Annotated in this window: 17 protein-coding genes; 11 read left to right on the top strand and 6 right to left on the bottom strand. The window is 37.9% G+C overall.

Features of this window, described 5'->3' with window-relative positions:
* The first annotated feature begins 28 nt into the window (after positions 1 to 28).
* Genes V9G42_04510 through V9G42_04500 form a run of 3 tightly spaced genes read left to right on the top strand, consistent with a single transcriptional unit; the run spans position 29 to position 2,037 of the window.
* Positions 29 to 331, top strand: coding sequence for a hypothetical protein (locus V9G42_04510; GenBank protein ID MEI2758683.1), 303 nt, complete (start codon positions 29 to 31; stop codon positions 329 to 331).
* Entirely contained in the window at positions 328 to 1,092 is a 765-nt protein-coding gene (locus tag V9G42_04505) for an MBL fold metallo-hydrolase (protein MEI2758682.1), read from the top strand. Before V9G42_04510 ends, V9G42_04505 begins: the two co-directional genes overlap by 4 nt.
* Before the next feature lie 60 nt (positions 1,093 to 1,152).
* Positions 1,153 to 2,037 (top strand): 4-hydroxy-3-methylbut-2-enyl diphosphate reductase, encoded by an 885-nt coding sequence (locus tag V9G42_04500; GenBank protein MEI2758681.1) that lies wholly within the window; start codon positions 1,153 to 1,155, stop codon positions 2,035 to 2,037.
* 93 nt (positions 2,038 to 2,130) lie between these two features.
* Here the strand turns inward: V9G42_04500 and V9G42_04495 are convergent, their stop codons facing one another.
* Together V9G42_04495 and V9G42_04490 are read right to left on the bottom strand one after the other, a co-directional pair.
* Complete coding sequence (locus V9G42_04495) at positions 2,131 to 4,728, bottom strand: T9SS type A sorting domain-containing protein (protein ID MEI2758680.1); 2,598 nt, start codon at positions 4,726 to 4,728, stop codon at positions 2,131 to 2,133.
* Positions 4,729 to 5,020: 292 nt separating this feature from the next.
* Complete coding sequence (locus V9G42_04490; GenBank protein MEI2758679.1) at positions 5,021 to 5,920, bottom strand: TIGR01777 family oxidoreductase; 900 nt, start codon at positions 5,918 to 5,920, stop codon at positions 5,021 to 5,023.
* Positions 5,921 to 6,155: 235 nt separating this feature from the next.
* Here V9G42_04490 and V9G42_04485 point away from each other — a divergent pair, with 235 nt between their 5' ends.
* Complete coding sequence (locus V9G42_04485; GenBank protein ID MEI2758678.1) at positions 6,156 to 7,430, top strand: nucleoside transporter C-terminal domain-containing protein; 1,275 nt, start codon at positions 6,156 to 6,158, stop codon at positions 7,428 to 7,430.
* Positions 7,431 to 7,503: 73 nt separating this feature from the next.
* Entirely contained in the window at positions 7,504 to 8,175 is a 672-nt protein-coding gene (locus V9G42_04480; protein MEI2758677.1) for a carboxypeptidase regulatory-like domain-containing protein, read from the top strand.
* A gap of 6 nt (positions 8,176 to 8,181) precedes the next feature.
* On the opposite strand, the gene V9G42_04475 is transcribed toward V9G42_04480, so the two are convergent.
* Together V9G42_04475 and V9G42_04470 are read right to left on the bottom strand one after the other, a co-directional pair.
* Positions 8,182 to 9,270, bottom strand: coding sequence for a COX15/CtaA family protein (locus tag V9G42_04475; protein MEI2758676.1), 1,089 nt, complete (start codon positions 9,268 to 9,270; stop codon positions 8,182 to 8,184).
* A complete protein-coding gene (locus V9G42_04470) occupies positions 9,267 to 10,556 on the bottom strand; it encodes an aspartate kinase (protein MEI2758675.1) in 1,290 nt (429 codons plus the stop codon). The genes V9G42_04475 and V9G42_04470 overlap by 4 nt, the downstream gene beginning before the upstream one ends.
* A 143-nt stretch (positions 10,557 to 10,699) precedes the next feature.
* On the opposite strand from V9G42_04470, the gene V9G42_04465 reads away from it, so the two are divergent.
* Genes V9G42_04465 through V9G42_04455 form a run of 3 tightly spaced genes read left to right on the top strand, consistent with a single transcriptional unit; the run spans position 10,700 to position 12,446 of the window.
* Entirely contained in the window at positions 10,700 to 11,185 is a 486-nt protein-coding gene (locus V9G42_04465) for a DUF456 domain-containing protein (protein ID MEI2758674.1), read from the top strand.
* A 38-nt stretch (positions 11,186 to 11,223) separates the two neighbouring features.
* A complete protein-coding gene (locus tag V9G42_04460; GenBank protein MEI2758673.1) occupies positions 11,224 to 11,724 on the top strand; it encodes an acetyl-CoA carboxylase biotin carboxyl carrier protein subunit in 501 nt (166 codons plus the stop codon).
* An 11-nt stretch (positions 11,725 to 11,735) separates the two neighbouring features.
* Positions 11,736 to 12,446, top strand: coding sequence for a Fe-Mn family superoxide dismutase (locus tag V9G42_04455; GenBank protein MEI2758672.1), 711 nt, complete (start codon positions 11,736 to 11,738; stop codon positions 12,444 to 12,446).
* Between the two features lie 3 nt (positions 12,447 to 12,449).
* Here V9G42_04455 and V9G42_04450 read toward each other — a convergent pair whose 3' ends face one another.
* Complete coding sequence (locus V9G42_04450) at positions 12,450 to 13,583, bottom strand: hypothetical protein (protein ID MEI2758671.1); 1,134 nt, start codon at positions 13,581 to 13,583, stop codon at positions 12,450 to 12,452.
* Positions 13,584 to 13,680: 97 nt separating this feature from the next.
* On the opposite strand from V9G42_04450, the gene V9G42_04445 reads away from it, so the two are divergent.
* Positions 13,681 to 14,055, top strand: a complete 375-nt coding sequence (locus V9G42_04445; protein MEI2758670.1) for a hypothetical protein — start codon at positions 13,681 to 13,683, stop codon at positions 14,053 to 14,055.
* On the opposite strand, the gene V9G42_04440 is transcribed toward V9G42_04445, so the two are convergent.
* A complete protein-coding gene (locus V9G42_04440; protein MEI2758669.1) occupies positions 14,048 to 14,362 on the bottom strand; it encodes a hypothetical protein in 315 nt (104 codons plus the stop codon). The genes V9G42_04445 and V9G42_04440 overlap by 8 nt on opposite strands.
* Before the next feature lie 180 nt (positions 14,363 to 14,542).
* On the opposite strand from V9G42_04440, the gene V9G42_04435 reads away from it, so the two are divergent.
* Positions 14,543 to 15,193: a peptidylprolyl isomerase gene (locus V9G42_04435; protein ID MEI2758668.1), complete on the top strand. Its 651-nt coding sequence runs from the start codon at positions 14,543 to 14,545 to the stop codon at positions 15,191 to 15,193.
* 115 nt (positions 15,194 to 15,308) lie between these two features.
* Complete coding sequence (locus tag V9G42_04430; GenBank protein ID MEI2758667.1) at positions 15,309 to 16,115, top strand: GH25 family lysozyme; 807 nt, start codon at positions 15,309 to 15,311, stop codon at positions 16,113 to 16,115.
* Positions 16,116 to 16,157 lie beyond the last annotated feature (42 nt).

Below are 16,157 nucleotides of genomic sequence, written 5' to 3'. Positions count from 1 at the left end.
TTGTAACTACAGAACCTCTAAAAACAATATGGCTAAGTTCACCCCTCAGTATTTAAAAAAGTTAGAAGAACATCTGCTGGAAAGTGGATATGAAGTACGCTACGAAAAAGGCAATTTCAAAAACGGTTATTGTCTGCTGGAATCCAAAAAGTTAGTGATGGTAAACAAGTTTTCTGCTATGGAAACCCGTTGCAGTGCTTTGCTCGAAATCATTAATCTGCTGGAGTCCCAACAGTTGCTTTCTACTAAAAGACAGGAACTGTTTGCAGCTATGGAAAATGAGGAACTTCAGCCCGTTACACTACCTAATACCACAGACGCTGATCATTGAAAGTTACATTCTTAGGCACAGGCACTTCGCAAGGCGTTCCGGTAATAGCCTGCTCATGTGCTGTTTGCCAAAGTAATGACCCGCGTGACAAGCGTTTACGCACTTCCATTCACATTCAACACGGCAACAGCAGTTTTGTCATAGACTCAGGCCCTGATTTCAGACAACAGATGCTGAGGGCAGAAATTAAAAACCTCACAGCATTGATTTTTACTCACGAGCATAAAGATCATGTGGCAGGCATGGACGACATCAGGGCATTCAATTATGTGTTGCAAAAAAAAATAGACATCTATGCTACTTTGCGTGTTCAGGAAGCATTGGTAAGAGAGTTTCCCTATGTTTTTCATGACTTTAAATATCCCGGTGTGCCGGAGGTAAACATGATTACTATTGATGAGCATCCATTTATCATTGAAGGGCTTGAGTTTATTCCTATTGAAGTGTTGCATTACAAATTACCTGTCAATGCCTATAGGTTTGGTGATTTTACTTACATAACAGACGCCAACTTCATTTCCGAAAAAGAAAAAGAAAAAATAAAAGGTAGTAGAATTGTAGTTATCAATGCGTTGAGACGTGAAAAACATGTTTCTCATTTTAATCTTCAAGAAGCACTTGAGTTGATTAAAGAATTGCAGCCCGAAAAAGCCTATCTTACACACATCAGCCATCAGCTTGGAAAACACAGCGATGTGGAACAGGAATTACCACCAAATGTGTTTTTAGCCTACGATGGATTTGAAATAGAAATGTCATAAGATTAAACCATTGGGCGATTAAAACGTTATTGTCATACTTTTGCACATAATTTTTCCTTTATGCAGGTTACTATTGATTCTAATTCCGGATTTTGCTTTGGTGTGGTATATGCCATTCAACAGGCCGAAGAAGAGCTGGATGTAAACGGGCATTTATACTGTCTTGGCGATATTGTACATAACAATATGGAGGTTGACAGACTTAAAGGCAAAGGCTTGGAAATTATTAATCACGAACAATTACAACAATTGCACGATTGCAAAGTGCTTATCAGAGCACATGGCGAACCACCTTCAACTTATCAAACAGCAATTAATAACAATATTGAACTTATAGATGCATCTTGTCCTGTTGTGCTGAAGTTACAAAATCGTGTAAGAGGCAGCTTTGACGAAATTTCAGATACAGGAAATGGTCAGGTGGTGATATATGGTGAGAAAGGTCATGCCGAAGTGAATGGTCTGGTAGGACAAACAGGTGGAAAAGCAATTGTTGTTAAAACAGAAGAAGATCTGGAGCAGATAGATTTTAACAAGCCTGTACACTTCTTTTCACAGACAACTAAAAGCACGCTGGGTTTTGAACAGATGCAAAAAACCATACAGCAACGCATAGTAAAGCAAAAAGGCTCGCTTGAAGAAACTGATTTTATTACCAACGACACTTTATGCCGTCAGGTAAGCAACCGCGAACCACAGATGCGCAGGTTTTCATCATTGCATGATGTGGTTGTTTTTGTCAGTGGCAAAAAATCGTCCAACGGAAAAGCACTGTACAGTGTCTGCAAGGCTACCAATGATAAAAGCTATTTTATTTCTTCAGCAGAAGAATTAGATCCTTCATGGTTTGAAGGCATTAATACTGTTGGTATTTGTGGTGCTACTTCAACTCCACTCTGGCTGATGAAAGAAGTTAAAAACGCTATTGAAAAAATAACAGTCTAATCATTTTTGTTTTTTCCTGATTTAAAATCAGGCATAAAAAAAGCGAGGCTGTTTCCGCATGGAAACAGCCTCGCTTTTTTAAATAAATCTTTATTATTGTTTTATCAACTTACGTTGCATATTGCCGTTTATTGATTGTATGTTTAACATATAAACTCCGGGTGCAAATTTTGAAACATCTAAAGAATAGTTATTCATTCCTGAACCTGCTTGTATATTTTGAATATAAACAAGTTTACCTGAATAATCCATCAGTGAAACTTTAATCAATTCCTTAGCATCTGACTGATATGAAATATTGACTAAATCATTTGCCGGATTAGGATACACTTCAAACTGTTGAGTAGCATCAATGCCTGCTTCGCGGCAGTTGTCTAAAACAACATTGAACACCTTGGTTCCTGAACCGCATGAATTAGATGCCGTCAGCATCACAGCACCATTTCCTGTTGTCCAGTCAAGTGTTAATGTGCTTGAGTTACCGCCACCTGAAACATAATTTGCAGATGTTTCAGGATATGTCCAACTTAAAGTATAAGCACCGGTTACATTAGCAATATTGGCATTAAACTCAACTCCTGCTGTATTTGGACACCATGTATTGGGTGTTGCAGTTATTGAAGCCGGAGTATTTGGCGCACCTTTAATTGCAGTACAACGTGTATTGCTTGTTCCGCATGCATTGGATGCACTCACACAAACCTGTCCTGTTGTTAAAGCACCAAAATCAATTGTTACAGCATTATTTCCATTGCCATTAACTGTTCCGGGTGCCGTCCAGTTATAGCTTGTTACACCTGCCATTATTGGTGTTGAAAATGGTTCTGTCTGATTACACAAACCATTGGTTCCACCGGTTATGGTTGCAGGCACTGCAGGCAATCCGGGAGAAACACTTTTACATTTAGTAGGTGCAACTACTCCACAGATGCTGGTAGCTGTCATACAAATATTTCCTGTGTTGTTATAACTAGAATTAAAGTCAACGGTAATAGTATTTGTACCTTGTCCACTGTTTATAGAAGCATTTGTGGGCACTGTCCAGTTGTAGGTTGCCACACCGGGTGTTGCTGTTACATTAAAATTAAGCGACCCATTCGGGCAAGCTTTAAATGTTCCACCCAAAACTGTACTTAAAGGAGTTGCAGATGTTGTTAATGCCATACATTTTGTGGCACTGGTAAAACATCCCACTTTTGAAGCAACACAAAGTGTTCCGCCTGTCCATGTTGGGCCAAAGTTTACAGTAACACTGTTTGTATTTCCTGTTACTGAAGCATCGCCACTAATAGACCACACATATTCTGTAGCACCATCTACTGCGGTTGCAATATAAGTATCAGATGTGCTGGCACAGGCTGTCTTTAGTCCGCTAACAGCCGAAGGAACAGAAGTTGCCCTTCTAATTAATACAGGACGGTATGACGAAGTTCCACAAGCATTGGTAGCCTCTACACGTATAATATAAGATGAGTTTGAAGTTGTTCCAAACTGAACATCCATAGTATTACTTCCATTAGCACTTAAAAAAGTTACACCATTGATGCCTGTACCTAAATACCAGTTGTATGAATCTGCACCTGCACTGTTGGTACTTAACGTATAGCTACCTGTTGGAGGACATACATTGGCAGGAGCACCTGTAATAACATCAGGTTGTGCAGGGGCACTACCTGCAACACTAATCACAGTAGTACGATTGGTAGAAATATTGCTGCTGCAATAGGATGAAGTTAAATTGGTAACTGTAATTGTGCTGTTACCTGCTGATGTTAATCCGGTTGCAGTAAACGAACCTGTACCTGCTGTAAGTACAGACATAGAAGCGGTAAGATTAGAACCTGAAGGAAGACTTCTGTTGTAGGTAACCACATAATCGCCCACAGGCAGCGAAGCTGCTGTTCCGGTTAAGGTTATCACTGAAGTAGGAGATGAAACACAAATAGGACTTGTTCCATTAGTGGCTGTAAGGCTGAAGGTAGCGCATGTATATGTCACTTTTACCTGACCTCTATAACCATCACCACCTGATCTGTTACCACCAAAAAATCCACTTTTTGCACCGCCACCACCGGCAGATAGGCCTGTAGCATCATGCCCATCTCCATTACTACTTCTTCCATTGGCACCTGTACCTCCGCCACCGGAACCACCGGAACCACCGGTTGAACCTGATGCATTACCTCCATTGCCCGTTGCTCCTGCACCACCACCGCCTCCGCCTGAATTTCCACCGGAACCTGCTGCACCGGAACCTCCGTTTTGAGTACCTGTTGTTATACCACCACCCGCACCATTCGGTGCCTTTTTACCAGCTTTGCCACCATTGGCTGTTACCAAACCACCAAAATCGGAATTACCCCCATTATTTCCATCAGCTACAGAAACTCCTAAGCCACCGGCACCTACCGTAACAGAAATGGCAGCACCGGGAGTAACCCCAACTGAAATATTTTTTACATAAGCACCACCGCCTCCACCTCCTGCTGCTACATTGCCAAGTGCAGGTGCAGCACCACCACCTGCACCACCACCGCCCCAGGCTTCTACCTTCACTGTGGTTACCCCGGCAGGAACAGTAAATGTTCCATTTGCAGTATAAGTAATTGTTGTTTGTGCATTAATGTCACTTGCCGTAAACATTAATGCTGTGACGAAGGTTAACTTCATCAGGTTTGCGATTCCTTTCATTTTGTAACTGTTTTTAATTGTTATTGATTGTTTTTCAAAAATTAGTTCATGCAAATTAGGAAAGCCCGTTTCCCCAAAACACGTGTTTTGGGCGAAAGACAAAATAATATGGGTAAATTTAACCTAACCAATGCCTGTTATTATAACTCAAACCATTTGATTACTAACAGTGTAGAACAATTTCGACACTGTATCATGAGGTTGGATTAACTGAAATTTTTATTAAATGCTGCCATAACAATTCAACCCCTTGTGGCATTGCCGAAGTAAGTTACATCAAAAAATTAAACAGTTACTTCTGCTTAAAAATACTACTAAAATCCCGATGGATATAATTATATCCTATTGCCTGAACTTTGTCTGACATTACCTGCTGATTAGCTAATAACATCTCTGCACGCTCACCCATCATCAATTTTAAAACACCTGAAGGAATATGCACCAGAACACCTGGCATTTTCCGTGAGTTTCTAATTTGTTGTATCATATCTTTGGCCATCAATGGACATGGTGCTACGCCATTATAGATGCCGTTTAGCTGATTATTTGAAAGTAAATAAAAAAACAAACCACACAAATCATTAATTGAAATCCAACTCTGCCACTGATTGCCGTTTCCAAAAACAGGTGCTATAAAAAACCTAAAAGATTTCAGTATTTCTTTTAGCATACCACCCTGCGGATTCATCACCAAACCAATTCTTACAATACAGGTTCTTATGCCTCTCTGTTCAAACATCAGGTGTTCTAGTTCCCATTGATGACATAGCTTTGCTAAGAAGGTATCTGCAGGCAAGGTGTTTTCTGTCAGATTAATGCCTTCGGGATAAACACCAATGACAGATGCACCAATATATGCCGAAACCTGATTTTTGTGCTTGTAAACTAAATCAAACAATAGTTTGGTAGCATTTATCCTGCTGTTGTAAATTTCTGTTTTACGTTTATCTGACCAAGGTCTATCTACAATACCATCACCTGCCAGATTAATAATTGCATCTACGCCTTCCAGACAAGCATCATCAATCAAATTCGACTCTGTACTCCAATAAAATGTTTGTGCCCCTGAAACTGCTTTTTTGGTCCTGCTTAATATGTGCACTTCCATTCCATTCTGAATGAACAACTGTGTGAGCTGTTTGCCAATGAAACCACTGCCTCCGGCAATGAGTATGCGCTTGCAAGAATTCATATTGCTTTCAACAAATAAAATAATAAATTTGTTTGGACACAACAAGAAGGATATCTACATTGTTTTCATCGTAAAAAAAACGCTTTTGACCCTTAAGTAAACTGCGTAGAATAGTCGTGAATAGGTTTAGTGCACATTGCCAACATCACATTCACCTTACAGAAATAAAATTTATCTATTTTTGAAAGCCCTTTAAAATTCAACAAAGGCAGTTTACATTTTTAACCTCAATATTATGGATCGTTTTTTCGGAATTTTTGGTTTCCTCTTTATTCTGGGTATTGCCTACCTGATGTCTAACAATAAAAAAGCAATTAATTTACGATTGGTACTAAGTGGATTGGGGTTACAATTGCTTCTGGCATTTTTTATTCTGAAGACCAGTATCGGACAAATGTTGTTTCACAAAATAGCCGATTTCATTACTAAAATATTAGACTATGCATTGAGTGGTGGTGAATTTGTATTTGGTGTATTAATCAAGAAAGAAACTCTTGCGGAAGTGTTTGGACCGGCCAGCAGTTTTATCTTTATGTTTCAGATAATGCCAACCATAATTTTTGTGGCCGTTTTAGTAAGCATTGCCTATCATATTGGTTTGATGCAACGTATTGTTTCTGTTTTTGCCAAAGGCATGAAGGCAATAATGAATGTGAGTGGTGCCGAGGCATTGAGTAATGTATCGTCAGCCTTTGTGGGTCAGGTTGAAGCACAGATTTTAATAAAGCCCTACATCAGTAAAATGACCATGAGCGAATTGCTTGCCTCAATGACAGGCAGTATGGCCTGCATTGCCGGTGGTGTTATGGCTGTTTACATTTCTATGGGTGTACCTGCAGAATATCTTCTTGCTGCAAGTATTATGGCTGCACCGGCAGCATTGGTAATTTCTAAAATTGTTTATCCCGAAACAGAAGAGTCAGAAACAAAAGGCACCGTTAAGCTTGAAATAAAAAAGACGCACAGCAATCTGATGGATGCAATTTCTCATGGTGCCAGCGATGGACTAAAAGTTTCATTGAATGTAATTGCCATGCTCATTGGTGTCATTGCATTAATTGCGCTGATTGACGCAACACTTGGTTTCTGCGGGCGACATCTTGCTGATTGGGGTTTAAGTCTGAGTGCAATCAACATTGATTTAGCCAAACTTAGTCTCAAAGAAATTCTGGGAGCTGTGTTTTCGATTTTTGCATACCTGATGGGTGTACCTTCGCAGGATGTGCATACAGCAGGTCAGTTACTGGGCACCAAGCTTGCCGTCAATGAATTTGTTGCCTATGTTGATTTTACTGCATCAATGAAAACAATGTCGCCTAAGGCAGTAACAATTTTAAGTATTGCCCTTTGCGGATTTGCAAACTTCAGCTCTGTGGCTATTCAGGTAGGTGGCATTGGTGAACTCGCACCTTCGCGCAGAGCCGATCTTGCCAAGCTTGGGCTAAAAGCATTGGTCTGTGGTACACTGGCATCTTATCTGTCTGCAACATTAGCAGGTATTCTGATGTAACAACAAAGTAGTATTTCATTTGTTGTGATTATGGAAAATCAATTGTGCTATCATCTGATTTAAAACAACAATTATGCTCAGGCTCACTTGTACTCTTTTACTTTTATCCATAACAGTCAATGCACAACAAGCTGCACAAATAACAGGCACTATAACCGATAGTGATACCCACGAACCCATACCCGGAGTTTTAATCGGCTATGGCAGTGGCAGTCTCACACAAGCAGTATATAGTGATGAAAGTGGCAACTATAAAATAAAACCGCTTACACCCGGAAACTATGACATTCGCTACTCCATGATAGGCTATGATGCAATAAGCGCCACTGGAGTTCGTGTTTCTGATGGTGAGACTGTGGTATTGAATAAATCTCTGAACTTTAGCAATACACTACCGGTTGTGAAAAAAGAAGAGTATAGAATTCCGCTGATGCCCCGTAATCCCAATACACCATTGGTGGTTGGTCAGGAAGATATTAAATATGCTGTGGACAAAAACATCAACGCTCTGGCCGCCTCCACTGCCAGAGTTTTTCAATCTGATGCAGGAGAGCCTATCAGTATGTCAGGCTCGCGATACGGAACGGTAAAATATATTATTGATGGTGTGATTGCAGACAATGAACCCAAAATACCGGGATGCGCCATTGAACAAATGAGTATTTACAACAGTAGCTTGCCTGCCTGCTATGGCGATGCCACAGGTGGTGTCATCGTCATTACTACCAAAAGTTTTCGCTTCTGAAAACTATCATGCATTACTTTCGGCAACATTCCCCGTCTTGAAGCGATGAATAATAAAAACCATCATTCCGAAAAGTAAAAATGCCATAGCCTGATGAACAACACCCAACCATACAGGAACTCCATACAGTAAGGTAAATACACCCAATAGAAACTGTACCAACACCAGAAACGGCAACAGCCATAAAGTTTTTTCAACTTCGGGGTAAAGCAGCTTGCCCAAACGTGCCGTATTCATTTTTTTTGTTGTTACATACAATATCAAAAACATAATGACTACAGCATAGGCAACATAACGATGTACAAACTGAATAACCGGCATAGCATCGGCAAAAGCTATCATCCCGCTTTTTTGAATACTCATAAAAACAGAAGCAGAAATCCAGTCCTCATCCATCTTAGGAAAAGAATTAAAAATTCTTCCTGCTTTGAGACCTGCAACAAAAGCACCATAAACAATCTGAAGTAAAAGTACAGACATTGTTATCCAGGATAATTTATAAAGTTTCTTCAAATGAATATCATAACTTCTTCGCATAGGAAAAATAAAATCGAGAGCCACATAAAACGTAGCGCCAAAGGTTATGAAAGCAGAAACCAAATGAATGGCTAAACGGTAGTGGCTTACAGAAGTACGCTCTGAGAGACCACTCTTAACCATAAACCATCCTAAAAATCCCTGTAGTCCACCCAAGCAAAATAATAATAACATTTTTTTCATCATAGATTTGCTGAATTGCTTCTTAATCCAGAAAAATAAAAAAGGAAATAAAAAAACAATACCGATAAACCTTCCTAACAAACGATGAAAGTATTCCCAGAAATAAATTTGTTTGAAATCATCTAAGCTAAAATTATAGTTAAGCAATTTATACTGTGGAATAGCTTTATAACTGTCAAACTCTTCCATCCACTCTTTCTCATTCAATGGCGGTATGGTTCCGTGAATGAGTTTCCATTCTGTAATAGACAAACCACTTCCTGTTAGTCTGGTTATGCCTCCAATAACTACCATAGCAGCAATGAGCAAACATCCTGTCAATAACCAAATGATAATTGCCTTTCTGTATTTCAAATTATAAATTTCGATACTCATTTTATACTATCTCTTAAGACAAACTGTGCAGTATTGCGGCTTCTCTGCTCTAACAAAATTTCTTTGCCTGATGTTATGGTATCAATTGTATTTTGATAATAATGCCTTATGGTATAAAGCATCAGGTCTTCATTATATCTTATTTTAAAATCTTTCTGCAATGCTTCAATCAAAGCTGGAATTTTAAAATTATCGTTATCAACACAAACAGAAAAACTGATGGCGGAGTTCTGCATGAGGTGAATTTTTACACCATGCCCAGCAAACAAAGCAAAAATACGCGACAGATTATCTTCAGCAATAAAAGAAAAATCTTTGGCTGAAATACTGATGAGTACCTGATTTTTTTTAAAAATATATGAAGGAATCATCGGCTTTGTTTGAACATTGGTACGGATAGTTGTGCCATTAGCCTCCGGCTTGAGAAAAGACTTTACAAACAGTGGTATGTTTTTATTTTCAAGTGGTTTTATTGTCTTGGGGTGAATGACTGTAGCTCCATAATAGGCAAGCTCAATAGCATCATGATAGCTTATTTGATCGAGCTTTTGTGCGTCTTTATAGAATTTTGGATCGGCATTCAATATACCGGGAACATCTTTCCAGATATACATGGCTTCTGCATTCAGCAAGTAAGCAAAAATTGCAGCTGAATAATCTGAGCCTTCACGACCTAAAGTTGTGGTATAATTTTCTGATGTACCGCCAATAAATCCCTGTGTAATGACAACATCAACCCCGCTAAAAGCAGGAACTACTTGTTTTTGCACCAGCATTTCACTTTTTTGCCAGTCAACTTTTGCTTCACGATAGGTATTGTCAGTCATCAAAACATCACGCACATCAAGCCAGATGTTAGAGCACCCTTGTTGCTCTAAATAGGCACCGACAATGCAAGTAGAAATCAATTCGCCCAGAGAAACAATCTGATCATAAACAAAATTATAAGTATGCTGCGGTTTTTCGTCAAGCATCCAGTCGGCTTCAACAAAAAAGTTGTTTACTTTATCAAAGACAGGATTTGCTTTTCCTGAAAACAATTCCTCCATAATTTGTTGATGATATTCTCTTACATCCTTTAGTGCCGCATGGGCATTGCCTTTAGAAAAAAAATAATCATTCACCACTATTTCCAATGCATTGGTAGTTTTTCCCATTGCAGAAATAACGACAAGTAACTTTTCGCCTTTGAATCCTTTTAGAATTTCGATTGCATTTTTTACAGAAGCCGCATCTTTAACCGATGCTCCGCCAAACTTAAAAACTTTAATTTTTGTGCCTGTCATAATTCAACGGCAAAAATGCATTATATAAATCTATTAAGAGAATATTAAACTCAAAAAAACTGTTGAAATGATAAAAATCAACTAACTTTCTTTAACCTTTTATTCATTAAACTTGTTTTAATTTAACCAACTAAATTTTGATTATGGATATAGCTATAACAATCATTGTTTCTTTACTGCTATTGACAGGCATTGCCGGAAGTATCTTACCTGTTCTTCCGGGACTTCCAATTGCTTTTGGAGGACTACTATTAGCCGACTGGCATTTTAATTTTTACACAGGACGTTTTTTGTGGATGATTTTTGCCATGGTTATCATCATTTCTATCTTAGACTACTATTTACCTATCTGGACAGCTAAAAGATTTGGAGCTACACGATACGGTGTAATTGGTAGCGTCATTGGTATGATATTAGGAATTTTTCTGACTCCGGTAGGAATGATTATGGGAACAATTATTGGCGCCATCATTGGCGATTTGCTTGCAGGGAAAAACACAAGAGATGCTTTGCGCTCGGGATTGGCAACAGTTGCCGGAACATTTCTTTCAATAGGAATAAAATTAGTTGGTGTTGGAATTATGACTTGGCATTTCATAAGGTCAACTATATCTTATTATGCCGATTAGCAGTAGAATTTTATATTTGCAGAAACAAAACACAAATTTTGAAGGCAACAATAAAAGGTCAGGAAATTAATCTCCACTTCGATTCTAAGAAAAAAGTTTTAACAAAAAACAATCAGCAAATTGAGGCCGACATTAAAAATATTTCAGAATCGTCATTAAGTATTCTGCTGCAAAACAAATCGTATAAAGCAGAATTGTTGGAAGCAAATTACACCGAAAAGCAATTTAAAATAAGAGTTAACGGTAATGTTTATCAGGTTGCACTGAAAGATAAATATGATGAGTTGTTGCAGCAATTGGGTATGGATAAAATGTTTGCTCAAAAAGTAAACGACCTAAAGGCACCAATGCCCGGATTAGTACTGGACATTTTAGTTTCTGAAGGGCAGACAATTCAAAAAGGTGATAACCTTTTGGTACTTGAAGCTATGAAAATGGAAAACAACCTGAAAGCCACCAATGATGCTGTTGTAAAAAAAATAAAAGTATCGAAGGGTGATAAAGTTGAAAAAAACACGGTCTTAATAGAATTATCTTAATCATAAAGAAAATGAAAAACAGACGAGATTTCATAAAAACATCTGCAATGGCAGCAGGTACGCTGGCATTGTACGGAATTGGCAGCAAGGTTGCCTTCGCATCAGAAACCAACGAAGACAATTTGTTTAAGTTGCCTGATTTGGAATATGGCTTTGAGGCATTAGAGCCAAACATAGATGCACTGACGATGGAAATACATTACACTAAGCATCATCAGGGATATGTAAACAATCTAAACAAAGCAGTTGTTGCAGAAAAATTACAAGGTCAGTCTTTAAATGATTTGTTAGCTAAGGTCTCGAAACATTCAACAGCAATTCGCAACAATGCAGGTGGACATTATAATCATTCTTTTTTCTGGAAGTTGATGCGTCCGGGAGGATCTAAAACACCAACCGATGCTTTGGCCGAAGCCATCACAAAAGATTTTAGCAATATTGACAACTTGCAAAAAACATTTTCTGATGCAGCAAAAAACAGATTTGGTTCCGGATGGGCTTGGCTTATTAAATCAACCGATGGCAAACTAAGTGTTACATCTACTCCAAATCAGGACAACACGCTGATGGACATTGCCGAAGTTAAAGGCACACCTGTTTTGGGAATTGATGTTTGGGAGCATGCTTACTACTTGCATTATCAGAACAAAAGAGCAGATTATGTTAGTGCCTGGTGGAATCTGATAAACTGGGATGTAGCACTTGAAAATTATAATTCCTGATTATTAGTTTACAGCTAAATCAGACTGCATTTCATCTTTTAATACCTTCATCACCTGACGGTCAAAAATCATATCACTGTCGGCTTGTTTTGAATTAAAATATGCCGTTAATTTATCCTGACGTTCAAAGGGAAGTAACTGACGTATTTGACTGATGAGATAGTTTCTTCTTTCTTTTAAAATCAACAACTTGGTTAGCAGCTGCTCGGGATTGATCTTTTTTAATGAATCCGGCAAAAAGGCTGCATCAATGTTTTTAAGATTGCCGTTGCGCGATTTGATATAATCTACCAAATCCCACTCATTTTGTTTTCCTTGATAACGATCGGAAATTTTGTGGTACAACAAATCTTCAAATGTTGACTGGCGCGCATTCATTGCATTTTTTTCATTGCTCACCATTGCTTTATAACTATCTCGTCCGGTTTTACCATAGTAGATATAGGTCTTATTCAGCTCTGATGCAAGTTTCTGCAGTTGGCTAATATCAGTAACTGTTGCATAGTCAGGCAATCGTTTATGTACTTTAACATCTATTGATTTTCCACCGGTAATTTCAGAAATTTTATACCAACCGCTTATGTCTTTTGCACGTAATGAACTGTAGCAATACAATGCATTTACAGATATACCTTTTTCTTTTGCCAGATCACAAGATTCTACAACATCAAACGCACCTAAGAATACCGAACCATTTCCGGTAAGGAAAATTTGTTTCACTGCATTTTTTTCATTTGACCAACTCAACATATCAAGCGAAGCACGAATAGCAGCACCCACATACTGATCGCCTTTTTCGATATTGGGTTTGAGTTTATACAATTCCGTTGCAATGTTATCAATATCAGAAGTAAACGGTGATAGCACTTTTACATATTGGTTTTTACTACCAAAACTTGGACGCGAGTAGCCCACCACAGCAAACCTTATTTGGCTGGAGGGATACAAACGATTGAGCTCGTTATTCATACCCCAAAGGTTGTCGCGGACATCATCTATCAATCCGTTGGTACTGCCGCTCAGGTCAAGTGTATAAACTATGTCAATGGGTTGACTTTTAGCGGAAGCTTTTGTTTGTGGTAGTATCCACGCTATGGTCAGAGCGAGAATTACCGGTTTTAATTTTAACAGGTTCATTGTTTTTTGGGGATTTATTGTGGTTTTTCAAAATTAGATATTATATTGTTTTGTGGTTTAGTCTCTAATATTGGTACTTTTGAACACTTTATTGTTTATGAACGAAACAAATATTCAGAAAATCAAGCATAAGTGGGGCGAACTTTTACGGCAAATGGATGTATCCTTTGGTGAAAAGCCCGATTTGCAGGGTATGATTTTCCTTATAGGAGTACAGGAACTGGGAAAAGGCTATCAGAACTTTACCAAGGAAGAAAAACAGGACTTAATGCATATTGCCACCTGCAAACTGCTTAGCCATGATGGTTATTACCGGCTTACAGGAGTAGATTCCGATGGATGGCCACAGTATGAAAAAATAAAGACATTACCTCAAATGCCTCTAAAAGAGCAGGATTTATTACTGAAAATCAATATTATCCGCTATTTTGAGGATGATGGTTATGAACTTGAAAAAAGTGAGGTTATTTGATGATTACTGTACGGTAAACAGTTTTTGATTGCTCCAAACGGATGTAATCTTTGCCTGTTTTGGGGCCTTTGCTGGCTTCAATATTTAAAACTGCTTCTAACTTAAACTCAAAAGAGGCTTTACCATATCCATCAGTAACACCTTCCTGATATACATTGGCCTGTACACCTGTGGTTGGATTTACAACAGCATCCTGTCTTAAAATTACAGTTGCACCTCTCACAGCAACTCCTGCACTGTCAGTAATAGTAATAATAGCTTCGCAAGGTCCTTCTTTTTTACAGGAAAAAGTAAAAAGAACAGTCATTACTATCAGTGAAGTTAAAACTAAATGAGTTTTGTGAAAACTACTTTTCATGCGAATGGAAATTTATTATTCTTGTACCTGTTTTTACGAACAGTATTATAAAATGTTTTATCAGCTCAAAAGTAATTAAAAATAGAAATGAAAAAAATCATCTGTATTATTGCAACATTCCTTCCCCTGATGGCACTGTCACAAACCGATAAAAGTCAGGCAAAACTTCAGGCAGAAAAAAGTCAAAACAAAGAAACTATGGTAGAAATTACAACCAATTTAGGTACAATGCGCTTTAAACTCTACAATGAAACACCATTGCACCGCGATAATTTTATTAAACTTGCCAATGAAGGTTTTTACGACAGCACGTTGTTTCATCGTGTTATTAAAAGTTTTATGATTCAGGGTGGTGACCCACAATCTAAAAATGCTGCTGCCGGAGCTATGTTGGGTAATGGTGGTCCCGGATATACAATACCTGCTGAATTTAATGCTGCATTATGCCATAAAAAAGGTGCGTTGGCAGCTGCACGTCTGGGTGATCAGGTAAATCCGCAAAAAGCATCTTCTGGTAGTCAGTTTTACATTGTACAAGGAAAACCTGCTTCCGACAACGATCTTACCATGATGGAAAATGCAAAGCACATGAAATATACTCCTGAGCAGCGCAAAGAATACACAACCGTTGGCGGCACTCCGTTTTTAGATATGGACTACACTGTTTTTGGTGAATTGGTTTCCGGCATGGATGTGCTCGATAAGATTGCAGCAGAGGCTACCAATGCTCAAAACCGACCTTTGCAAGATATTAGAATGACTGTTAAGGTGATAAAATAAATTCCGTTTAATTTCATTAAATTAAAAAAATCAGGTTCAGTGAACCTGATTTTTTATTTTTAAGTATAAATAATTTACACAATTAAAAAGTATTTGCGTTATTCGTTACGGTACAATGGCGAAGAAACAATCATTAGGAAAAAGAATAGTTTTAGTTACACTGCTGTTTTGTGGTATAGCAGTTCTTGCATTTTTTTATCGTAATCAAATAATCCGTTATGGCTATAAAGCCTGGCGCCTTGAAAAAAGATTGTTTGATAAAAATACCGGTTCTGCAACAAAAATACGTTTTCCAAAAGGCTATGAAGTACATGGCATTGATGTTTCACGATGGCAGACAGACATTGACTGGAGTAAATTAAAAGCTGCTGACCTAAATGGAGATACCATTAATTTCAGTTTTGCATTTATTAAAGCCACCGAGGGAATATTGCTTGAAGACCCTACATTTATTGATAACTGGGAGAGTGCACAAAAAAATAATATTATTCGTGGAGCTTATCATTATTTCCTTCCCAATGCTGATGTTTCTTTACAAGCAAAAAATTTTATTTCAAGTGTAAAATTAAAAAAAGGTGATATGCCTCCCTTAATTGATGTAGAAGAAAAAGGTAGTCTTACAAAAAAAGAATTGGTAAAAAAACTAAAACAATTTATTGTAATCATCGAAAAACAATATAAAGTTAAACCTATTCTTTATTCCAATATTAGCTTTATTGAAGACTATTTGGCTGATGATTTCCCTGACTACAATTTTTGGATTGCACACTATTATGAAGATGAATTAAAAATTGAGAAAACGGTAAAATGGCTTTTTTGGCAACACTCCGACCGTGTTTCTATTCCGGGTTCAAACTCATTTTATGATGCCAATGTGTTTAATGGTAATAAAAAAGATTTAAAAAAATTATTGATTAAATAAATACACATAAGCGTTTTAAAACTCAATTTTACACTAACATTA

It is taken from the genome of Bacteroidia bacterium, assembly GCA_037045145.1.
Lineage (GTDB): Bacteria > Bacteroidota > Bacteroidia > AKYH767-A > OLB10 > OLB10.
The sequence above is the reverse complement of the archived record's forward strand: the minus strand, read 5'-3'. Positions and strand labels throughout refer to the sequence as shown.